Here is a 22,516-nt window from a genome sequence, read left to right on the forward strand (position 1 = left end):
CCTGCTGTCTTCGCGTAAACCCATCGATTTTCTCTGGGTTTCGCTGGCAGTCATCGGTTTACTGCTGTTGATACCGCTGGGTGCCTCGACCGAAGCGATTGACCTAGTCGGCGCGGCTTACGCCCTCGGGGCCGGCGTGTGCTGGGCCGCTTATATAGTGTTCGGGCACAAAGCCGGTGCAGACAACGGCGTACAGACTGCAGCGCTCGGGGTGATGATCGCGGCACTCTTTATCGGACCTGTCGGAGCAATACATGCAGGCTCTGCGTTACTGGACATTTCCCTGATACCGGCAGCACTGGGTGTCGCCATTCTGTCGACGGCCCTGCCCTACAGTTTGGAAATGATTGCTCTGACGCGGATGTCGGCGCGTACATTCGGCACCCTGGCAAGCCTGGAACCGGTCTTCGCAGCGCTGTCAGGTCTGGTGTTTCTTCACGAAAGCCTTTCACTGACTCAATGGCTGGCGATCGCTGCAATTATTTTCGCATCGATTGGCGCAACACTCGGGTCTGCAAACACCAAACCGCAATTGGTACCTGCCGACTGAACTCACCAGCCCCTCACAAGGTCAAGAAACGACACTGCACTGGCATTTGTTACGCGCATGCGCCATGTTTACACCTGCCACATTCATATTCGATAGTTCTGCGTTACAGTTTTACCGACTCATGGTCCAGTCATCCATATGGATCGCGATCAGCAATGGCCTGCTAAGGAAAGGAATGAAATACATTTTTATCGTATTGGCCATGTTGGCTGTGGCAGGTTGTGCAGCCACATCCAAGCCTGTCAAACAAAGCAAGCGCGGCATTCACATCAACTGCTCCGGACTGACATCCTCCTGGGCCAAATGCTATGAACTGGCAACCAACGCCTGTGCGTCAAGGACATTCAAGGTCATTGCAAAATCCGGGGATGCGACCGAAGAGCCGGAAGACTATCCGTTTGGTCTGAACCCGGCAGGCTATACCAGCCGCAGCATGATCATCGTCTGCCGGAAAGGTACGCCACTGGCCAATCCGTTGCCGCAGGACTGAGCTTGCGGCAACTCGTCTTACCTATCCGCCATCAGACAGCAAGCGTGCGGGCCTGCAGCCACAGCAGCGCAGTCCCTTGCAGTAAGGGGCTCAGGCGCGCAAGGACCTGTGCGTGATAGTCGTTCAGCCACGTGCGCTCTTCTTCGTTGAGCATCGAGACCTCGATGCAACGGGTATCAATCGGGCACAGAGTCAGGGTTTCAAAGCGCAGGAATTCGCCGAATTCGGTTGTGCTCGCCTCCTGATTGATCACCAGGTTCTCGATACGCACACCCCAGCGTCCAGGCCGATAGGTACCAGGCTCGATGGAAGTGATCATGCCCGGAAGCATTGCGGTCTGCGGCGTGGCCGGTGCCTGATAGGCGATGACCTGCGGCCCCTCGTGCACGTTCAGGAAATAACCCACGCCATGTCCGGTGCCATGACCGTAGTTGACGCCTTCGCTCCAGATGGGCGCTCGTGCAATGGCATCCAGCAACGGTGACAGAATGCCCTTGGGAAAATGAGTGCGCGACAATGCGATCACCCCTTTGAGGACCCGCGTACAGTCCTGCTTCTGCTCGGCAGTCGGCGTCCCGATCGCGACCATGCGCGTGATATCGGTGGTACCGCCAAGATATTGACCGCCCGAGTCGATCAATAACAAGCCATCACCTTCTATCTGCGTATGCTCGGCTTCAGTCGCACGGTAATGCGGCATTGCACCGTTGGCATTGAAGCCAGCAATAGTGGCGAAACTGGGCGATACATATCCCGGACGCCGTTCCCTCGCCTGAGTCAGCTTTTCATCAATTGTCACTTCGCTGATGGGTTCGCGTCCCAGCGCGCTGTCCAGCCAGGCGAAAAACTCACAGAGTGCTGCGCCGTCCTGCTCCATTGCCTGACGGATGTGACCTGCATCGGCCTCGGTTTTTTGCGACTTCAGTAATGTGCTCGGGTTAAGCCCTTCGACCAGCGTGACTTCACTGTCCAGGTAATCGAGCAGCCCGCAGGTAACCCGCGCCGGATCGACCAGCAGTCGGGCGTCTTTCGGCAGTTCGCGCAAGGCTGCGCCGATCTGCGTGTACTCCATAAGGTTGATACCGTCGCGCTCCAGACGCGCCCGCACCGAATCCGGCACCTTTTTCGAGTCCACGAACAGCGTGACGCTTTGTGGACCGATCAAGGCAAAGGCGATGAAGACCGGATTATAGGAAACGTCAGCGCCGCGCAGATTAAACAGCCAGGCAATGTCGTCCAGCGTTGCAATGAAGTGCCAGTCAGCGTTCCGCTCGTCGACGATCTGGCGGACACGCGCCAGTTTTTCTGCACGATCCAGAGAAGCTTGGGGAGGCAAGTGTTCGTAGATAGGGTGAGACGGCAAAGCGGGACGGTCTTGCCACAGTTCGGTAAGCAGATCTATATCTGTTCGCAGCCGGGCACCACGTGCATAAAGCCTGCTTGCCAAGGTACGCGAAGAGGCAACGGCCAGTACCGCCCCGTCAACGGCAACCACACTTTCGGCCTTGGCCTCGTCTGCCAGCCACTCCAGTGGGCCTTGCTGGCCTGGCAACAGTTTCACCAGCTCGATGCCGCTGCCGGCCAGTTCCTTGGCGGCCTGCTCCCAGTAGCGGCTGTCAGCCCATATGCCTGCAAAGTCCTGGGTGATGATCAGCGTACCGACAGAACCATGAAAACCCGACAGCCATTGGCGTCCCTGCCAATAGCCCGGCAGGTATTCGGAGAGGTGCGGATCCGCTGACGGCACCAGATAGGCATCGATGCGCTCCCTGCTCATCAAGACGCGGGTATGCGCCAAACGTTCTGCCACTTCTGAACTGGCATTGGATTGCGTGCTCATTGACTCTCCTGCTGACCCGGAAATTGACTGCTTTTACCGACTCAGATAATGGAGCACTCATCGAGACTGAGCAACCGCCCAGAACGCTGGTTGAATCAGACAAGCACGGATGGACTGGGCCGCACACTCGATATCCCGATCACGAGTGAAGCGCCCAAGGCTCAAGCGTATGGTCTGGCTGGCGGCCTGCGGGCTGAGCCCGAGGGCCAGCAGCACGTGTGAAGGCTGGTTCTTCGCCGAGTTACAGGCAGAGGTGGAGGAGAAGGCGAGCCTGCTGCCCAGCGCTGCTACGTCGAGATCGTTATGGGTGAACGTAAAGCTGAGGGTGTGAGCAATCCGCTGTGTGAGACTACCGTTGATACACACGCCCGGAATATCGGCCAGTCGTCGACAAAGGAGACTGTTGAGCCGCTGTATTTCAGCAACTTCGCCCTCGAGCACTTCTGCTGCCAAAGCGAAGGCCGCGCCCATTCCGGCAATCTGATGGGTCGCCAGGGTGCCGGAGCGCAGACCTGATTCATGCCCTCCCCCGTGAATCTGGGCGAGCACCCGCTGCTGTGCACGCGAACCGACATACAGCGCGCCGATACCTTTGGGCCCGTAGATTTTGTGTGCAGAAAGCGACATCAGGTCTACCGCAAGCTGGCTCAGGTCAATCGGCAATTTGCCAGCGCCCTGCGCGGCGTCGACGTGTAACAACGCACCGTGAGCGCGTACCCGTCTGCCGATTTCCGCGATGTCGTTGAGGGTGCCCAGTTCGTTATTGACCAGCATCAGGGAGACCAGAAACGTATCTTCGCGCAACGCTGCGCTGACAGCGTCGGCGCTGATCAGCCCCTCGCTGTCCGGTGCCAGCCAGGTTACCTCGACGCCCTCCTCCTCAAGTTGTCGGGCAGTATCGAGGGTAGCCTTGTGCTCGATCTGACTGGTGATGATATGACCGTATCCGCCTCCGGCGACTGCTTGCCTCTTTGCGCGTGCCTGGGCCACACCCTTAAGCGCCAGATTGCTGGATTCGGTAGCGCCGGAGGTCCAGATGATCTGCGAGGGCTGAGCACCTACCAGGTGGGCAACCTGCCCCCGGGCAAGCTCCACCGCAAGACGGGCGTTTTGACCGAATGCATGAGAGCTGGACGCAGGGTTACCGAAGTTGCCTGACATACCCAGGCAATCGACCATGACCTTGATGACACGCTCGTCCACTGGTGTAGTTGCAGCGTAATCAAAATACAGCACCGGTTCTTTCATGCGCGCTCTCCCGCTTGCGGACCATGAGCGCAATCATGCATCAAACCACATAGAACCAAAAATTATTAATTATTATTTAGATATTCAAAAAAAGAATATAAGACCCGTGAAAGCTGTAAAATCCGGTGACCTGTCGCTGCGTGGTGACGCACAGTTACCGTGTCATTTAAATACACATCCATAATGGTATTTTTTTGACGTCCTTATAAATCATATAGTTAACAAATCTCGCCTGCCATTTATCAAAAGCCTAACAGAAAGCTGACGAAATAATTTGACAGATACCCTACCACCACCGATATATAGGACCGTCAGGCCCATTCCGGTTGTTACGCAAATGCCGCTGCGCATAGCGTCGGGATCATCAAGCCTAAGTTGATTGCTGTTCTGCCCACGCTGTCAGTTTTTTCCACGGTGCTAATCACGCATCGGCGGACGTCCGTTGACTCTCAATTCCCTTTTTAAAGTACTGAACGCGTTCGGTGTGGCGGTAGCGTTGCCTGAAGCAATGCAGCGCCCCTGTGCGGCAGGTGCCTGGTCACACCTTGGTGACACCCCCGATTCAGAGAAACATGGAGGCTTCGATGATTAACGTGACCAAGACCTATCTGGGTGATATCGACCAGTTCAAACGCTACGTCGAAGGCATCTACGCACGCGGCTGGTTGACCAATCACGGGCCGCTGGCCAAAGAGCTGACGGAGCGACTCAAGGACTATCTGGGCATCAAACACATCATTCTGACCAACAATGGCACCCTGGCCCTGCAGGTTGCCTATCGCGTTCTCGGGCTCAGCGGCAGCGCGGTTACAACGCCATTCAGTTTTGTGGCGACCAGCAGCTCACTGCAATGGGAAGGTATTCGGCCAGTCTTTGCCGATATCGATCCGGACACCTGGAATATCTCGCCACACCACATCAAACGCAGTATTGCCGAGGACACGACAGCGATCGTGGGCACCCACGTATTTGGCAATCCTTGCGACGTGGAGGCTATTCAGCACATCGCTCGCGAACACAGACTCAAAGTCATCTATGACGGCGCACACGCGTTTGCCGTACGTCATGCCGGCCAGTCGGTGCTCAACCAGGGCGATATCAGCACCCTGAGTTTTCATGCCACCAAACTGTTTCACACCATCGAGGGCGGCGCGATCATCACCAACGATGACGAACTGGCCGCATGCGCTCACCTGATGTGCAACTTTGGTATCTCCGGGGTCGACCGGATAGACGGTATCGGCATCAATGCCAAGCTCAATGAATTCTCCGCCGCCATGGGCCTTTGCATTCTCGACAACATCGACAACATTCTTGAAGAACGCGCGCAGATAGCTCACCGCTACACATCCGCACTGGAAAGCTGTCTGGATCTGCAAAAACCCCAAGCCGACAGCGAACTGAACAACAGCTATTACCCGGTAGCATTGCACGACGAGCAGCAGCTGTTGACAGTGCGCACAGCACTCAACCTGCGCCAGATCAACCCTCGCCGGTATTTTTATCCGTCGCTCGACACGCTGGAATACTTGCAGCCGCAGCCCGGCCAGCCGGTGTCCAGAGCATTGAGCGAACGAGTGCTGTGTCTGCCGATCTATCCCGGCCTGCTGAAAAGCGAACAGGATCTAGTCATCCGTACCCTGATCGAAACCTGCGACGCGACGGAGGCAGGCTATCCGGCCCGCACCGTTGCACGGGTCTGCTGACTATCATGCCTGGCACAAGCTCCGTCATTCGCAACACCATCCTGAACTACAGCGGGCAGGCCTATGTAATGCTGATCGGGATTCTGATCATGCCGTTTTATCTGGGCCACCTGGGTGCCGAGGCTTATGGCCTGATCGGTTTCTTCACCCTGCTGCAAGCCTGGTTGCAACTACTGGATGCCGGACTGTCTCCCAGCCTGGTGCGCGCGGTGGCGCATCAGCAAGGCGCTCCCGAGCACGAACAAAGCCTGGGCCGCTTGCTGCGCTCGTTCGAACTGATATTTCTGCCTATGGCGATGCTCTGCGGCCTGCTGGTCCATGTCGCCAGCCCATGGATCGCAGCACACTGGCTGAACGCCAATACACTGCCCCCTGACACGCTGGCCCAATGCATCGCCTTGATGGGCATTATCATTGCCCTGCGCCTGTATTCGACACTTTATAAAAGCGGCATTCAGGGCCTTGAACAGCATGGCTGGCTAAACGCCGCCAATGTATCAATTGCAACCCTGCGCTACTTCGGCGGGTTGTTGCTGGTCAGTCAGTTTTCCCGGGACCCTCGGGACTTCTTTGAGTTTCAGCTTGCGGTTGGATTGCTCGAAACCCTGGTCTTCGCCGGAAAAGCGCGCCGACAGATGCCTGCACCGCACTGGCTCACCGGTCTGGACTGGCAATTGGTCAAGCCGATTCTGCCCTTTGCTGCCAGCCTGTCACTGAGCGCAGTGCTGTGGATCGTGCTGACCCAGGTGGACAAGGTGCTGCTGTCGAATCTGTTGCCGCTGGACCAGTACGGCTACTTTTCACTGGTCGCGTTGATCGCCACTGGCATCGTGATGCTGAGCAATCCGCTGGTACAGACGCTGTTGCCGCGCCTGACAGTGTTGATGGCCGAAGGGAGACTCGACGATATGCATGCGTTGTTTCTCGCGGCCAATCGCCTTGCCTGTACGTTTCTATTCCCGTTGGCCGCCGTCATCGCCCTGTACGCCGAGCCGCTGATCCTCGCCTGGACCGGCGATGAAGCTGCGGCGCTCTGGAGTCGTCCGGTGCTGGGCTGGTATGCACTGGGCAGCGCAATCATGGCCGCTAGCGCTTTTCAGTTCTATCTGCAATACGCCTATGGCCGGATGCATTTGCACCTGGGGTACAGCCTGATTTCAACGTTGATCAGCGTGCCCGTGATGTGTCTGGCGATCCATTATCAGGGTGTCTACGGCGCGGCGCTGGCGTGGTTTTTTCTGCGTGCAACGTCGTTCGTCATATGGCCGACGATTGTGCATCGGCACTTGGCCCCGGGCCTTCATCGCCAATGGTTGAGCGACATCCTACGTATCAGTGCGATGACTGCCGCAGGCCTCGCGATCAGCTCGCCGGTGTTCCGCCTGATTGCCGATGAAAGCCGTGGCAGCCTGTTTCTCGCACTCGCCGCCAGCGGAATCGTCACCCTGACACTGGTAGCGGCAAGCCACAGGCCGCTGGCGTCGAAAATCTACGTTTTGTTCAGTAAACCGAGTACTTGAGCCATGGACGACACTGCAAAAAATACCGGCGAGCCCCGCCTGGAACCGCCGTTGTTGAGCATCATCTGCCCCGCCTACAACCAGGAGGCCTTTGTTGCTCAGGCGCTGGATGGGTTCCTGTCACAGCAGACCGATTTCAACTTCGAAATCCTGATCAACGACGATGCGTCCACAGACGGTACTGCCTGCATCATTGCGCACTATGCCGAGCGGCATCCGGCGATCATTCGGCCCTTCTATCAGCAGGTCAATCAGTACCGCCAGGGCGCACCTTGCGTTCCGGGTCTGTTTGCCGAAGCTCGCGGCCGTTACATCGCCTACTGCGAAGCCGACGACTACTGGACTGATCCGCGAAAACTGCAACTGCAAGTGGACTTTCTCGAACGTCATCCTGATTACGTCATCACCTACCACGATGCGTTCGCCTTTGACGAGCACGGTCAATATGGCGTGCAACTGCAAGGCTCTTTGCGTACCGACGCTACGGCGCTGGAGCTGCAACAGGCCAGGCGCCTTTCAACGCTCACTGTTTGCTTTCGCAATGTGTTCAGCACGCTGCCGCCTGAATTGAGCCTGTGCAACGCACCGCTGAACGATATGTGCTGGTGGTCGTTGCTGGGTGCCTACGGCAAAGGCAAATTCATGGCGCAGATCAAGCCCGCCGCCTATCGCATGCACCCCGGCGGGGTGTTTTCCATGCGCAGCGACAAACGCAAGCTGCACATGAACCTGCAGACCTGCTCGAGCCTGGCCAATTATTACAACCGCCTGGGCAATCAGTCTCTGTACGAACACTTCCTGATGCAGACGGTGTGCCTGTCGCTGGCCGCACTCGCACCCCGCCACAAGCTGCAGACATTGTGGAAAGTGGCAAGCAACGTGCTCGTCAACCTGGGCAGACGCCTGTTGCCGACCACGAGCAAATCTCATGTTCAGTAGCGTGCTGGTGATATGTGTCGGCAACATCTGCCGCAGCCCGATGGCCGCTGCAATGCTGCAGCAGCGCCTGGAAGCGACGCAGGTGCGTGTTCAGTCGGCAGGCATTGCTGCGCTGTCGGGCTGCTCCATCGACCCGGCGGCGCGGGCGGTTCTCCAGTCGCACAAGGTGCAACCTCAGCGGCATGCCGCGCGCCAGATGAATCGCGAACTGCTGCGCCAGGCGGATCTGATTCTGCTGATGGAGCAAGCGCATTTTTCCGACGTTCTCGACCTCGCCCCCGAAGTACGCGGCAAAGCCTTTCTGATCGGTCAATGGCAGCAGCCGCTCGACGTAGCTGACCCTTATCGACGGCCTGCCTCCGCTTTTGAACGGACCTACGTGCAGCTCTCGCGCTGCATAGACGACTGGCTTCCTCATTTTCAGTCAGGAGCAACAGGATAAATGACCGTCATGAACCGTCCATCCCTGGATTTCCAACAGGACTCGCGGATCGATCTGGCAACTCTTCTGCGGATGCTGTTCGACCACAAGACCCTGATCGCGTGGACCGTCGGCCTGTTTTTTCTGGCGGGTCTGGCTTATGCCATTCTCGCCACGCCGGTGTATCAGGCCACCGCCATGATTCAGATAGAGCCCAGAAAAATCGGCATCGAAGGCACTCCGGAGGTCAGCGCCAAACCACTCTCAGTGTCGCAGGCGACCACCGAGATCGAGTTGATCAAGTCACGCGCACTGCTGGGCAAGGTGGTCGACGATCTGAAGCTCAATACGCTTCAGACACCTGATTTCTTTCCAGTGATCGGTCCCTATCTGTACCGCACCTTCAAGCCGTTGCGCGACGGTGAGCTGGCAGAGCCTTTATTCGGCCTGACACACTACGCCTGGGGTGGCGAAAAAATCGATGTGTTTCAACTGGAAGTGCCGGAATACCTGCTGGGCGAAAAACTTACCCTGACCGCAGGCAGGCCGGGCCAGTTCTCGCTGTACGACAACGAACACAATCTGCTGCTTGGCGGCACGACCAACCGCGTTGTCGAGGGCAACGGGATCAGGATTCAGGTCGCAACGCTGCTGGCGCGCCCCGGTACTAACTTCAGCCTCTCCAGACAGCGCACGCTCAGCACCGCACTGGTCTATCAGAACCGCCTGAAGATCGCCGAGGCTGGCAGGGATTCGGGCATCATCTATTTGTCCATCGAAGACCAGAATGCGCAGCGGGCCAACCGGATTCTCGATGAGGTCAGCCACCTGTATGTGCGCCAGAACGTCGAGCGCAGTTCTGCCGAGGCCGCCCAGCGCCTGCAGTTTCTGCGCTCCCAGTTGCCCGCGGTGCGCAAGCAGCTGGAGGAATCGGAAGCCGCGCTGAATACGTTCCAGACCAGCGCCAGATCGGTCGATCTGAGCATCGAAACCAAAGGCGTGCTCGATCAGGTGGTCAGCCTCGACTCGATGCTTTCCGAACTGAAACTCAGGCGCGTCGAGCTGGAACGGCTGTACACCCGTGAGCACCCGACCTATCGCAGCCTGATGAGCCAGATGAACCAGCTGGAGCAGCAGAAACAAGGCCTGCTGAAGAAAATCGACGCGCTGCCCATGACCCAGCAGGAATTGTTGCGCCTGACCCGCGACATGCAAGTCATCAGTCAGACCTACACACTGATGCTCAACAAAAGCCAGGAGCAGGACATTCTGCGCGCGGGCAACATCGGCAACGTGCGGGTCATCGACAATGCCGACACCAACGTCGAAAAACCCGTCAAACCGATGAAGACACTGATTGTGTCGCTGGCCACGCTGATCGGCGCGCTGGTCGCCATGATCATCGTTTTCATACGTCAGGCCTTCTATCGTGGCATCGAGAGCGCCGAAACCATCGAAAGTCTGGGCATGCCGGTCTATGCATCGCTGCCGCACTCGCGCCAGCAGGAGCGCCTCGAGAAGCGTACTCCAGACAGCAAGGAATCAAGGCTGCTGAGCATTGCTGCGCCCAGCGAGCTGGCCATCGAGTCATTGCGAAGTCTACGCACCAGCCTGCATTTCGCCATGCTTGAAGCACGTAACAACGTGCTGATGATATCGAGCCCGACGCCAAGTGCCGGCAAGTCGTTTGTATCGAGCAATCTGGCAACCATCATTGCCCAGACCGGCAAGCGGGTCCTGCTGATCGATGCCGATATGCGCAAAGGCTACCTGCATCGCGTTTTAGGTCTGCAACCCAAACACGGCCTGTCCGACACACTGGCCGCCCGCTTGCGCTGTACCGATGTCATCAACCAGACACGGGTCCGGCATCTGGATTTCATCTCCTGCGGCTTCGCGGCCCCCAACCCCTCGGAATTGCTGATGCATGACAACTTTCACAAGATGCTTGCCGAACTGTCGCCGCTGTATGACCTGATTCTGATCGATACGCCACCTGTCCTTGCCGTGACTGACGCGACACTGGTGGGTCGTCAGGCAGGCACCTGTCTGCTGGTGGCACGCTTTGGCATGACCACCGTTCAGGAGATCGAAGCCTGCAAACGGCGTCTGGGCCAGAACGGAATTCTGATCAAGGGTGCCATCTTCAATGCAGTGGTGCGCAAGGCCACGACGTCCGATTACGACTGCGCGGCTTACGGCTACAACTACCACCCTGCACCCCGCTAGCCCGGAGTAATGCCTGTCGTTAACCGGGCTGTTCATTTAAAAGGAATTAACCATGTCACTGTCCGACCAGAATGCTCGCTGGTACCTGATCCAGACCAAACCCCGCCAGGAAGCCCGTGCCGAAGAACATCTGTGCCGTCAGCATTTCGAGTGTTACCGACCCTTGCACGCCAACGTGAAGCGAACCGGCGCAAGAGCTCTGGCCGGCGAGCCGTTGTTCCCCGGTTACCTGTTCATCCGCATGGATCAGGTGCAGGACAACTGGTATCCGATTCGCTCCACGCGCGGCGTCTCGCGCATTGTGACGTTCGGCGGCCAACCGGTGCCGGTACGCGATCATCTGATCGAACAGATCCGCCAGCGACTCTCGACGCCCGCGCCCAAAGTACGATTTATTCAGGGCGAGCCAGTGATGATCACAACCGGCAACTGGAGTGACGTGGAAGCCATATTTCTGGCTGAAGATGGCACTGAACGCGCGGTGATTCTGCTCAACATGCTGCAACGCCAGCAAAAGGTGGTGTTGCCCATCAGCAGCCTGTTGCGCATCGAAGCACGCGCATAAGCCTCGCCGCCCGCGTATGAAACTGCCACGCGAAAGGTGCCTGAAAACAGGCAACCGCAGCCTATTTCATCAGCCCCGGAACCGCGCCATGCCCCACCAGACCACTCTGGTGACGCTCACCTATGGTGATCGTTCCAGCTATCTGCACACATTGATCAACCGCTCGCTGAAGAGCCCGCTGATTGCCCGTGTGATCATTGTCAGCAACGCCTCAGTCGCGCCGTTGCAGGCGCTGTGCGACGAGTGGCCGGATCAGGTTCAGGTGATCAGGCTGCCCCACAACACCGGCTCGGCCATCGGCTATGCGACAGGCATCAAGGCCGCACTGGAGAAAGGCGACGAATACGTCTGGCTCATGGACGACGATAACGCGCCAACCGCCAATGCCATTGAAGTGCTGCACCGGGCGCTGCATGAACGGCAGACAATCGACGGCAGCGACAACTGCGCAGTGCTCGGCTTTCGCCCCACGCATCAGGCGGACATCGCCGCTGGCGTACCGCTGCGTTACGCAATCCAGAGGCGATCAAGCTTCTTCGGTTTCCACATTGCCCAGTTGCCGTACAAAATCTGGCGACGCCTGCCTTGGGGAAAGCCCCGTGCGAGCCTGTCAATGCCGGAGCGGGTACAGCTACCGTTCGCCACCTATGGCGGATTGCTGGCCCATCGCAGCCTGTACGAGAAGATCGGCCTGCCACTGGACGCACTCATCCTGTACAGCGACGACACCGAGTACACCTGGCGCATTACCGACGGTGGCGGGACGTTATCGCTGATACCCGAAGCGTTGCTGGATGATCTGGAAGACTCCTGGAACATCAAGGCACGCACCCGAAATGTCTACGAAAACTACCTGTTGGGCGGATCGGATCTGCGTGCCTACTACGCCGCACGCAATCAGGCCTGGTTCGACAGGCACGTCTGGGCGTCCTCCACACTGATCTACCGGCTCAATCGCCGGATATTTCTTTGTCTGTTGAGCCTGTATGCATGGCGTTGCGGCGTCACCGCACGGTTGAGCCTGCTCAACAACGCCATTCGCGAAGGGGAAGCCAGCGCGCTGGGCCTGAACAAGGCCCACCCACTATGAAAATCCTCTTTATCAGCAGCCTCTATGCACCCGACATAGGCGGCGGCGCGGAAATCATTCTGCAGCGTACCGTCGAGGGCTTGCAGCAACGCGGACACAGCGTTGCGGTACTGACCACCACAGACCGCCCCGGTCTGCAGCTGGCAGAGGTCAATAGAGTCAAGGTCTATCGTGCCGGCCTGCTTAACCGGTACTGGCACTTCATGACCCAACGTCCGGGTCGTCTGGCGCGGCTTGCCTGGCACTGGCGTGATCGCTACAACGCGGGCATGCGCGAGTACGTCGCAAGGGTAATTGAACTGGAGCAGCCGGAGCTGGTGGTGTGCCATAACCTGACCGGTTGGTCGGTGTCGGCGTGGGACGAAATAACCGCTGCCAATCGCCCGATCGTGCAGGTTCTGCATGACTTCTACCTGCTCTGCCCTGCCAGCACCATGTTCAAGAAGGGGCACAGCTGTCAGCGCCAGTGCACGATGTGCACGCAGTTGCGCAGCAACCATGCACAGCAGTCAGAACAGGTCAGCACGGTCGTAGGTGTCAGCCGGTTCATGCTCGACACCCTGCAGGCACAGGGCTATTTCAAGGGCGCGCGGGGCTATGTGGTGCATAACGCCAGCCCGTTCACAGCGCCGATGTCCGGGCAGCCCAGAGCAACCGGCGATGACGCCCCCTTACGTTTCGGCTATCTGGGCACACTGTCGGCAAACAAGGGGCTGGGATGGTTGATCGATCAGTTCCAGCACCTGCCGTTCAAGTCCACGCTGCAGATTGCCGGGCGCGGACAATCGACTGACGAAAAGCGCTTCAGGACCATGGCAACATCACCGAACATTCGTTTCGTCGGCGTGCAGAGGCCAGAAGACTTCTACCGCCAGATCGACGTGGCAATCGTTCCATCCCTGTGGAATGAGCCGTTCGGCATGGTGGCCGTCGAGGCCTGCGCCCACTCGCTGCCGGTCATCGCCAGCCGCATGGGCGGGCTGACGGAAATCATTCAGGACCCGCTCAATGGCCTGCTGTGCAGCCCCGATGACCCGGATTCACTGGGGCTGGCAATGCTCAAGCTGCACCAGCAGCCCGAACTGCTGGCACGTCTGAGCAGCCAGGCACGCAACAGTGTCGCGTCGTTGATGAACCTGGACCTGATGCTCGACCAGTACGAAAGCATTTTTGCCCAGACGCTTATGGAATGCAGCACGTAGTGTGACGAAGGGCGCAACCCGCCCTGTTTACGACGTTCAAGGACAGAACCTGGCACCAGCCAGCTCCCCTCATCAGCAGGATGCTTGAGATGATTGTCATCAATTCACGGTTTCTTACCCAGGATGTCAGTGGGGTGCAGCGCTATGCAGAGCAGATGTGCAGAGCGCTAAAACGACTGCGCGACGATCTGGTCTTCGTCGCCCCGCACAACATCAAGCTGCACGACTGTGCCAATGCGCTGCAGGCGCAGCGCATCGGACATTCCACCGGCCATGTGTGGGAACAGATCGATCTGCCGCTTCATCTGAAACGTCAGGGCAGCCCGCTGCTGATCTCGATCAGCAACACGGGGCCGATGTTCTATGGCAACCAGATAGCGACTCACCATGACATTAACTACGTGCGCTACCCGCAAAGCTATACCCGGCTGTTCCGGCTGGCCTATCGGACCATCACGCCGATACTCCTGTCACGCGCCAGAACCCTGATCACCGGCAGCAGCTTCTCTCGGGGTGAAATAGCCTCGTTCTATGGCTACGCCGAGGACAAGGTACTGGTCGTGCCCGCCGCGGTCAGTGACGAGTTCAAGCCAGGTACGACATTTGTCGATCAACCGAAATACCTGCTGGCAGTTTCGTCGCCCGCCGTGCACAAGAATTTCAACAGGATGATTCAGGCATTTCTAAGCCTGCGTGGTCACGCCGACCTGCAACTGCATATTGTCGGTGCGGCGAGCGCGCTGTTTGCCGACCCTGACCTGCAACGTCTCGCCTGCCGTGACCCGCGCATCCGTTTTCTGGGGCGACTCAACGACGCCGAGTTGATCGCGCAATATCAGGGCGCGACAGCGTTCGTGTTTCCCTCGCTTTACGAGGGGTTCGGTATTCCGCCGCTTGAAGCCCAGGCTTGTGGCTGCCCGGTGCTGGCGGCCAACGCCGCGTCGATCCCCGAAGTCCTGCAGGGCAGTGCACTGTATTTCGACCCACTGGACGTCAGCCACATGGCCGCAGCCATGCAACGCATGCTGATTGACGCGCCGTTGCGCAACGCGCTGCAGGTTCAGGGATTGCATAACGTGCAGCGTTTTTCCTGGGACCTTTCTGCGCAGCGTCTTTCCCAGCGTATCGATGCGTTGCTGGCGTCCTCTCCTGCGTTGAGAAGCAAGCGGCATAACGCTGCCGAATCGTTCACCGGCAAACCCTGAACCCACCACAGTAACGCCAGGATGCGCCCTGCCGCATCCGCAGTAGCGCGGGCCCTTACAGCAAGGAACACCCATGAGAATTGCTATCGTCCACGACTGGCTGGTGAGTTACTCCGGTGCCGAGCGCGTGCTTGCTTCACTGATCAACGTCTGGCCCGATGCGGACCTGTTTGCGGTCATCGACTTTCTCAGCGATCAGGACCGAACGCATCTGCGCGGCAAGGTCGCCAGAACGACGTTCATCCAGAAACTGCCCGGTGCACGCAACCACTATCCACGCTACTTGCCACTGATGCCGCTGGCCATCGAGCAACTGGACCTGTCCGGTTATGACCTGATCATCAGCAGCAGCCATGCGGTGGCCAAGGGCGTGCTCTGCGGCCCTGACCAACTGCACATCAGCTATGTGCACTCGCCAATCCGCTACGCCTGGGACTTGCAGCACCAGTATCTCCACGAGTCGGGGCTGGACAAGGGAATCAAGGGCAGCCTGGCACGCCTGATCCTGCATTACATTCGCCTGTGGGACCAGCGCACATCGACCGGCGTGGATGCGTTCATTGCCAATTCAGGCTTTATCGGCGCACGCATCTCCAAGGCGTATCGCCGTGACTCCACGGTTATCTATCCGCCGGTGGACACGCTCGGGTTTACCCCCGACGGCGCGCGCGGGGACTTCTATCTGTGCGCCTCGCGCATGGTGCCCTATAAACGCATGCCGATGATCGTCGAAGCGTTTGCCGCCATGCCAGACAAACGCCTGATCATGATCGGCGACGGGCCGGACCTGGCCAAGGCGCAGGCGATTGCCAGCCGGGTGTCCAACGTAACGCTGCTGGGGTTCCAGCCTGGCGCAGTCTTGCTGGCGCACATGCGCAGCGCCAAGGCGTTTGTCTTCGCGGCAGAAGAGGATTTTGGTATCAGCCCGGTAGAGGCTCAAGCCTGCGGCACGCCGGTGATCGCGTTCGGCAAGGGTGGCGTCATGGAGACCGTGCACGGTCTGGAGCACCCGCAACCGACCGGCGTGTTTTACCGGCAGCAGACCGCAGCATCGCTGATCGCCGCTATCGGCGAATTCGAGGCAGCGCAGTCACGCATTGCGCCAGAGGCCTGCCGCGCCAATGCCGAACGGTTTTCGGTGGAGCGCTTCGAACAGGAGATAAAAGCCTTCGTCGAAAACCGCTTGGCCACGTCACATCTGGTGCATCTGGCCCGCCTGCCCCACACAAACCGGATTGTGCAGCCATCGCCCGTCCTGGGCAGCGAACTGCCAGGCCGTGTCGTCCCGATAAAAACCGTCTGAGCGAGCTCCCCCAATGCGCACTTCCGTACGCGGCATTCTGCATGCCCATCAGTCAACGCTTTCCCTCGCTCATCGCCTGCTGGATCTGATCATTATCGTGCTGATCGGTTACTGGCAAACCGGGCTGACCGTCGCCGACAGCACCCGGGCCTGGTCACACATCGTCCTGGCGGTGCTGGTCTTTCACTGGATCAGCGAATATCACCAGCTGTACGGCTCGTGGCGTGGCGAACGCATACTGCGCGAACTGAGCAAAGTCTTCAGTTACTGGTCGATGACGTTCATCACCCTGCTGTTACTGAACAGCCTGCTGCTCAACCAGACGCAATTACCCGATAACGCCCAGATGAGCTGGTTCGCGTTGGCGCTTGGGGTGCTGTGCGGCTACCGGCTGCTGATCCGCCTGGCCCTGCACACGCTGCGTCGGCATGGCTTCAATACGCGCCGGGTGGCCATCGTCGGGACGGGTCAGGTAGGGGAACGACTGGCCCGCTCCATTTCCCTTGCGCCGTGGATGGGGCTGACCCTGCTGGGTTTTTACGATGCGCACCCGCAGCAAATGAATCTGCAGACCGGAAAACGTCGCCTGCCTGTGCTCGGCGACCTGGATCAGTTGATCGAAGATGCCCGCGCGGGCCGGATCGACAAGGTGTACATCACCCTTGCCTTCAGCGCCGAGCCGCAATTACGCGAGCTGATTACCGGCTTGAGTGATACCACCGCCTCGGTATACCTGATTCCGGACGTGTTTATGTTTGACCTGCTGCATGCGCGCAGTGAGAGCATCAATGGCCTGGCCAGCATCAGCATCTTCGACTCGCCCATGGACGGTGCCTGGAGCCTGGTCAAGCGCGCCGAAGACATCGTCCTGTCCTGTCTGATTCTGCTGTTGATCGCTCTGCCGCTGCTGGCCATCGCTGCAGCTATCAAGCTCACTTCCGAGGGCCCGGTACTGTTCCGTCAGCGTCGCTACGGGCTGGACGGCCGCTCGATCATGGTCTGGAAATTCCGCAGCATGAACGTCCAGGAAAACGCCGATCTGGTGCTTCAGGCCACACGCAACGATGCACGGGTGACGCCGCTGGGTGCCTTTTTACGGCGCACCTCGCTGGATGAACTGCCGCAGTTCTTCAACGTGTTGCACGGCGACATGTCCATTGTCGGCCCGCGCCCTCATGCCATTGCGCACAACGAACAGTACCGCAAGCAGGTCAGCGGCTACATGTTGCGCCACAAGGTCAAGCCCGGCATTACCGGCTGGGCGCAGATCAACGGCTGGCGCGGGGAGACCGACACACTCGACAAGATGCGCATGCGCGTCGAGTTCGACCTGGAATACATCGAACACTGGTCGATCTGGCTGGACCTCAAAATCATCCTGCTGACACTGCTCAAAGGGTTCGTCAACAAGAACGCCTTCTAAGGCGGCATCTGAGTGAAAAAACGCGCCGGGCACCCTCGGTGCGCTCAAAGAAAGGAGCAATGCCATGAAAGGAAAAACGCAATGAATCCAACGTTAGTTGCCTTACTGCTCACCAGCCTGGCGCTGCAAGGCTGTGCATTCGCCCCCGGGCAGCACATGACGCCGGACGACGTCACTACCGGCAAGGCAGACGAGCCACGTGCGCAGTTGATCGAGGTCACACCGAAAAGCCTGCAGCAACAGCAACTGCGCGCAACGGCAGAGGCCAAGGCACTGCCGCAGGCGCTGCTTGACTACAAAACCCCGGAATACGTGATTGGCGCGGGAGACACCTTGCTGGTCACCGTGTTCGAACACCCGGAACTGACAGCGCCAGGCTCGCAGGACCAACTGGATGCCAACACCCGGGAAGTGCTCAACGATGGCACACTCTACTTTCCCTATGTCGGAAGGATCCGTGCGAGCGGCAGAACGGTCAGCGAGGTCCGCGAGCAGCTGCGCATGGGGCTGGCACCGCAATACACCGAGGTCAAGGTCGACGTAAAAGTGCTGCGCTACAACAGCCAGCGAATACTTCTGTCCGGTTCTTTCAAGGTCCCCGGCCCGCAACCGATTACCAATATTCCCTTGAGCCTGGTGCAGGCGGTGAGCGTTGCAGGTGTAGACCTGACCGATGCCAACCTGGCCGGACTGACCCTGCGTCGCGACGGCAGGGACTACCTGATCGACATCGACTCGCTCAACCGCAAGGACTCGCAACTGAGCAGGATCTTCCTCAAGGACGGCGATTACCTGCACCTGAACAGCAATTCGCGAAACAAGATCTACGTGCTGGGTGAAGTGCGTAATCCGCAAGTGATCTCCTTCGGCACCACCCGACTGACGCTGCTGGAGGCGCTGGGAAATTCCGGCGGACTAAACCCGGACAGTGCGGACGGCGATGCAGTCTACGTAATACGCGGTGCGGAAAACTTTGCCGAAGCCACCTCCACCGTTTACCACCTCAACGCGAAAAAGCCCACAGCCTACCTGTTGGCGGGGCAGTTCGAGCTCAAGGCGCAGGACGTGGTATTCGTCGGTCCCGCCGACATCACCCGCTGGAGCCGGTTCATCAGCCAGTTGCTCGGATCGGCCAGCGTGGTGCAGACCGGTGCAGCCTTCCGCAACTGACCCTTGGGTCAAGCGCCGGACTGTTGCCAGAGCAACAGCCGTTCAACAGTTGGCAACGTTTGCATCAGCACGTCGACCTCTCATCCCGTTTACAAAAACGCACCCAGGGCCATTGTCTGCGGGGCAATCGCCCTGCCTCGGGGAGGCTGGCACACAAGCTGCTTTACAGTTTCACGCTTATCGCAAGGAAATCCCACATGCTCGTTGTTTCACTTTCAGGCAGTCCCTCGCCCAAATCTCGTTCTGGCGTCGTACTGGCCCATGCCAGCCGCTGGTTACAGAACCACGGAGTTGAAGTCACCACGTTGCGCATACGTGACTTCAATGCCGAGGACCTGCTTTTTGCCCGTTTCGACAGCCCGCAAGTCCTGGAATTTATCGAAGCGGTCAGGCAGGCCGATGGCCTGCTGATCGGCACGCCGGTCTACAAGGCGTCATTTTCAGGCGCGCTGAAAACCCTGCTCGACTTGCTGCCCGAACGCGCGCTGCATGGCAAAGTGGTCTTGCCGCTGGCCACCGGCGGCAGCATTGCGCACATGCTGGCTGTGGATTACGCACTCAAACCGGTACTGTCTGCCCTCAAGTCTCAGGAAGTGCTGCACGGCATCTTCGCCATCGATACGCAGATCACTTACGACGACAATGAAGAAGGCGGAACGCTGGACGAAATTCTCACAGAGCGCCTGCATGAGGGGCTGGAACACTTCCATCACGGCCTGCAACGACGCTTGCAGGCTCGTCATAAACAGGCGGGCGGGCATTTGCAACTGGCTTTATAGCCCCGGACTCAGTGCTCGACAAACAGCGGATACAGCGAGGCCACCAATAGCAAGGCCATCACCCCGTTGAAAAGACGCAGCCCCAGCGGTTCGCGCAAAACGTTGCGCAGCAAGCTGCCAAAACCTGTCCAGATGCCCACGCTGGGCAGGTTGATCAGCGCAAACACCGCCGAAATTACCACCACATTGTAGAAATAGCCCTGCATCGGCGTGTAAGTACTGATAGCTCCGATTGCCATGATCCACGCCTTGGGATTGACCCATTGAAACAGCGCGGCGCTCATGAAGCCCAGCGGTTTGCCCTGGCTGTCGACCTCATCGGAAGCAGGTTTTGAGGTGGCAATTTTCCAGGCCAGGTACAGAAGGTAAGCGGCCCCCACGTAGCGCAGGATCGTGTAGAGAACGGGCCACGCCTTGAACACACTGCCCAGACCGAAGCCGACGGCCAGCACCAATACGAAAAAGCCGATGCTGATGCCGAGCATATGCGGCAGGGTGCGGCTGAAACCGAAATTCACGCCGGAGGCCAGCAGCATCATATTGTTCGGGCCGGGAGTTATCGAGGTGACGAACGCGAAGAGTGTGAACGCAAGAAGCAAATCGAAAGAGAGCACCATACAGCCTGTCCGGATCAGTGAGTCAGGTACTCACCCTATCGAAAGCGGCAGAGGAAACACACGGACAGTTGACTGTTAATTCCTACCGTACAGTTATACAAAAAATCATTTTTAAGCAGACTGTTAGCCTTGTGGCTGTTGGCCCGTCACACCCAGGTCAACACTTGTTTCGCCTTTATCGTCGAATTCCCGCGCCTGCTGAATCTGAGGATCGGCCATCAACTGCGCCTTGCGCGCCTGGTACTCCTCAAACGACAGGCCACGACGGTTCAGGTCTTCAAGCGCCAGTTGATGGCTTTCTTCGGCACTGAACGCACGCTGCTCGACCGCATGGTGGGTGGAGCAGCCGGAAACCAGCGCAACGGTGAATGTCAGGACAAGCGCAAGGGCAAGCATACGGTTCATCTGGGGCCTCCGGGCGGGCTTCATTTCAGGAATGAAGCAAGGTTACGCCGCCCCCCGTTGCAGCAAAAATCATCCACCGTGATAGTCGCTATCGACTGCTACGAGCCTCCTCGATCAATACCTCGCGCAACGCCTGGGCCGCAGTGGAAAGTTTGTGATCGGCCAGCATCATCAGGCCGATACGGCGCTCGATACGCGGTTCTACCAGCGCAACGCAGCATGCCCCCAGTTCGTGCATCTGCCCTATGCACAGCGATGGAACGGCGCTTACGCCCAGACCGTTGGCAACCATACGGCCGATGGTCGACAACTGATGGCTTTCGAACGCCACCGCCAGCTTGCCGTGCCTGGGCTCGATGGCCTGTTCCAGCAGCAAACGTACGGCCGAAGGGCGTTGCAGGGCGATAAAGTCTTCGCGCAACAGTTCCGCCCAGGACACCTCGCCCCGCCCGGCCAGCGGTGACTCTCCAGGTACCACGGCCACGAAACGGTCCATATAGAACGGCGTAAACGACAGGGCGCCGTTGGACTCGGGCTCAAAACCGATCCCCAGCTCGACGCGACGATGGCGCACCATCTCCAGCACCTGTTCGTTGATCACGTCATGCACCGCAACGTTGACCCGCGGGTAGCGCCCGCGGAACACCTTCAGCGCCGCAGGCAGCAGATTGCCGGCGAATGATGGCATGGCGGCGATGGAAACCCGCCCCGTCTGCAAGGTGAACCGCTGGCGCAGCAACTCTTCGGTGTTGTCCCAGTCGGCCATTAGTTGGCGCGCCAGCGGCAGCAGGGTTTCGCCTTCGGGCGTCAGCGCCACATTGCGTGTGGTGCGGGTCAGCAATTGCCCGCCCAGGTCGTCCTCCAGCCCCTTGATCGTCAGGCTCAACGCCGGCTGCGAGATGTTCAGCCGCTCCCCTGCCTGAGCAAAGCTCAAGTACTGCGCCACTGCCAGAAAAGCGCGAAGCTGCTTGACGTTCATCTATTCGATTTTCTTATCAATTGATCAGAAAAACAAAATTAACAAATCAGTGCTCACGAGAGAAGATGCAAGTCATCGATCCTCCGGCAGTGCGACTGTCGGTCAACAACTATAAAAGGCGGATCATCATGGCTGGACTCGATAAACGAGTAGCGACCTACGAAGAAGCCCTCGCCGGGCTGACCGATGGCATGACTGTGCTCTGCGGCGGGTTTGGCCTGTGTGGCATTCCGGAAAACCTGATCATGCAGATCAAACGCATGGGCATCAAAGGCCTGACCGTGGTTTCCAACAACTGCGGCGTTGACGGCTTCGGCCTGGGCATACTGCTCGAAGACCGGCAGATCCGGAAAATGATTTCATCCTACGTCGGCGAAAACGCCTTGTTCGAAAAGCAGTTGCTCAGTGGCGAACTGGAAGTCGAACTCACCCCTCAAGGCACCCTGGCGGAAAAACTGCGCGCAGGTGGCGCGGGCATTCCGGCGTTCTACACCGCGACAGGTTATGGAACCCCCGTGGCTGAAGGCAAGGAAACCCGTCAGTTCAATGGCCGCAACGTCATTCTGGAGGAAGCCATCACCGGCGACTTCGCCTTGATCAAAGGCTGGAAAGCCGACCACTTCGGCAATGTCATCTATAGACATACCGCGCAAAACTTCAACCCGGTAGCGGCCACCGCTGGACGTATCACCGTGGTGGAAGTCGAGGAGATCGTCGAACCCGGCGTATTGCTGCCTGCCCAGATCCACACGCCCGGCATTTATGTCGATCGAGTGATTCAAGGCACGTTTGAAAAACGCATTGAACAGCGCACCGTCAGAAAATCCTGATAGCG

The 22,516-nt window shown here is 58.5% G+C and carries 21 protein-coding genes (1 of these 21 running past the window's edge); 16 read left to right on the forward strand and 5 right to left on the reverse strand.

All coding sequences use genetic code 11. The annotated features are described in order from the left end of the window. On the forward strand, nt 1-550 hold the 3' portion of the coding sequence (gene rhtA, locus MME58_RS16495) for a threonine/homoserine exporter RhtA (RefSeq protein ID WP_054987595.1). 338 nt of this gene lie to the left of the window's left edge; the window shows 550 of its 888 coding nt (coding positions 339-888); its start codon lies off the left edge, out of view; it ends in the stop codon at nt 548-550. A gap of 175 nt (nt 551-725) precedes the next feature. After that, nucleotides 726-1,040 (forward strand): hypothetical protein, encoded by a 315-nt coding sequence (locus MME58_RS16500; protein ID WP_054987594.1) that lies wholly within the window; start codon nt 726-728, stop codon nt 1,038-1,040. A gap of 31 nt (nt 1,041-1,071) precedes the next feature. On the opposite strand, the gene MME58_RS16505 is transcribed toward MME58_RS16500, so the two are convergent. Both MME58_RS16505 and MME58_RS16510 read right to left on the reverse strand, forming a co-directional pair. After that, nucleotides 1,072-2,880, reverse strand: a complete 1,809-nt coding sequence (locus tag MME58_RS16505) for an aminopeptidase P family protein (RefSeq protein WP_054987593.1) — start codon at nt 2,878-2,880, stop codon at nt 1,072-1,074. Between the two features lie 57 nt (nt 2,881-2,937). Next, on the reverse strand, nt 2,938-4,128 hold the full coding sequence (locus MME58_RS16510) for a cysteine desulfurase family protein (RefSeq protein ID WP_055005345.1): 1,191 nt from the start codon (nt 4,126-4,128) through the stop codon (nt 2,938-2,940). 584 nt (nt 4,129-4,712) lie between these two features. On the opposite strand from MME58_RS16510, the gene MME58_RS16515 reads away from it, so the two are divergent. From MME58_RS16515 to ssuE, 13 genes are all read left to right on the forward strand, one after another. Then, nucleotides 4,713-5,834 (forward strand): DegT/DnrJ/EryC1/StrS family aminotransferase, encoded by a 1,122-nt coding sequence (locus tag MME58_RS16515; RefSeq protein ID WP_055005346.1) that lies wholly within the window; start codon nt 4,713-4,715, stop codon nt 5,832-5,834. Between the two features lie 5 nt (nt 5,835-5,839). Then, entirely contained in the window at nt 5,840-7,354 is a 1,515-nt protein-coding gene (locus MME58_RS16520) for a lipopolysaccharide biosynthesis protein (protein ID WP_055005347.1), read from the forward strand. Between the two features lie 3 nt (nt 7,355-7,357). Then, entirely contained in the window at nt 7,358-8,293 is a 936-nt protein-coding gene (locus tag MME58_RS16525) for a glycosyltransferase family 2 protein (protein ID WP_054987589.1), read from the forward strand. Next, nucleotides 8,283-8,735 (forward strand): low molecular weight protein-tyrosine-phosphatase, encoded by a 453-nt coding sequence (locus tag MME58_RS16530; RefSeq protein ID WP_054987588.1) that lies wholly within the window; start codon nt 8,283-8,285, stop codon nt 8,733-8,735. The genes MME58_RS16525 and MME58_RS16530 overlap by 11 nt, the downstream gene beginning before the upstream one ends. Next, the gene (locus MME58_RS16535) at nt 8,736-10,943 is read left to right on the forward strand and encodes a polysaccharide biosynthesis tyrosine autokinase (RefSeq protein WP_241409103.1); all 2,208 of its coding nucleotides are present in this window, start codon (nt 8,736-8,738) and stop codon (nt 10,941-10,943) included. It begins immediately after the preceding gene. A gap of 52 nt (nt 10,944-10,995) precedes the next feature. Further along, a complete protein-coding gene (rfaH, locus tag MME58_RS16540; RefSeq protein WP_054987587.1) occupies nt 10,996-11,508 on the forward strand; it encodes a transcription/translation regulatory transformer protein RfaH in 513 nt (170 codons plus the stop codon). An 88-nt stretch (nt 11,509-11,596) separates the two neighbouring features. Then, nucleotides 11,597-12,598, forward strand: coding sequence for a glycosyltransferase (locus tag MME58_RS16545; RefSeq protein WP_054987586.1), 1,002 nt, complete (start codon nt 11,597-11,599; stop codon nt 12,596-12,598). Continuing rightward, nucleotides 12,595-13,800 (forward strand): glycosyltransferase family 4 protein, encoded by a 1,206-nt coding sequence (locus MME58_RS16550; protein ID WP_054987585.1) that lies wholly within the window; start codon nt 12,595-12,597, stop codon nt 13,798-13,800. Before MME58_RS16545 ends, MME58_RS16550 begins: the two co-directional genes overlap by 4 nt. Nucleotides 13,801-13,889: 89 nt before the next feature. Next, nucleotides 13,890-15,005, forward strand: a complete 1,116-nt coding sequence (locus MME58_RS16555; RefSeq protein ID WP_055005348.1) for a glycosyltransferase family 4 protein — start codon at nt 13,890-13,892, stop codon at nt 15,003-15,005. A gap of 73 nt (nt 15,006-15,078) precedes the next feature. Beyond that, nucleotides 15,079-16,308, forward strand: a complete 1,230-nt coding sequence (locus MME58_RS16560; RefSeq protein ID WP_055005349.1) for a glycosyltransferase family 4 protein — start codon at nt 15,079-15,081, stop codon at nt 16,306-16,308. 13 nt (nt 16,309-16,321) lie between these two features. Continuing rightward, entirely contained in the window at nt 16,322-17,731 is a 1,410-nt protein-coding gene (locus tag MME58_RS16565; RefSeq protein WP_055005350.1) for an undecaprenyl-phosphate glucose phosphotransferase, read from the forward strand. Between the two features lie 81 nt (nt 17,732-17,812). Beyond that, a complete protein-coding gene (locus MME58_RS16570) occupies nt 17,813-18,901 on the forward strand; it encodes a polysaccharide biosynthesis/export family protein (protein ID WP_055005351.1) in 1,089 nt (362 codons plus the stop codon). 197 nt (nt 18,902-19,098) lie between these two features. Continuing rightward, nucleotides 19,099-19,680, forward strand: coding sequence for an NADPH-dependent FMN reductase (gene ssuE, locus MME58_RS16575; RefSeq protein ID WP_054986491.1), 582 nt, complete (start codon nt 19,099-19,101; stop codon nt 19,678-19,680). Nucleotides 19,681-19,688: 8 nt separating this feature from the next. Here the strand turns inward: ssuE and MME58_RS16580 are convergent, their stop codons facing one another. The 3 genes from MME58_RS16580 to MME58_RS16590 all read right to left on the reverse strand — a co-directional run bounded on the left by MME58_RS16580 (nt 19,689) and on the right by MME58_RS16590 (nt 21,681). Beyond that, entirely contained in the window at nt 19,689-20,297 is a 609-nt protein-coding gene (locus tag MME58_RS16580) for a LysE family translocator (protein ID WP_055005352.1), read from the reverse strand. Nucleotides 20,298-20,420: 123 nt separating this feature from the next. After that, a complete protein-coding gene (locus MME58_RS16585; RefSeq protein ID WP_054986489.1) occupies nt 20,421-20,702 on the reverse strand; it encodes an outer membrane protein assembly factor BamD in 282 nt (93 codons plus the stop codon). A gap of 88 nt (nt 20,703-20,790) precedes the next feature. After that, nucleotides 20,791-21,681, reverse strand: coding sequence for a LysR family transcriptional regulator (locus tag MME58_RS16590; protein ID WP_055005353.1), 891 nt, complete (start codon nt 21,679-21,681; stop codon nt 20,791-20,793). 128 nt (nt 21,682-21,809) lie between these two features. On the opposite strand from MME58_RS16590, the gene MME58_RS16595 reads away from it, so the two are divergent. Further along, on the forward strand, nt 21,810-22,511 hold the full coding sequence (locus MME58_RS16595; protein ID WP_054986496.1) for a CoA transferase subunit A: 702 nt from the start codon (nt 21,810-21,812) through the stop codon (nt 22,509-22,511). Nucleotides 22,512-22,516 lie beyond the last annotated feature (5 nt).

The organism is Pseudomonas syringae pv. tagetis (assembly GCF_022557255.1).
GTDB classification, from domain to species: Bacteria; Pseudomonadota; Gammaproteobacteria; order Pseudomonadales; family Pseudomonadaceae; genus Aquipseudomonas; species Aquipseudomonas caricapapayae.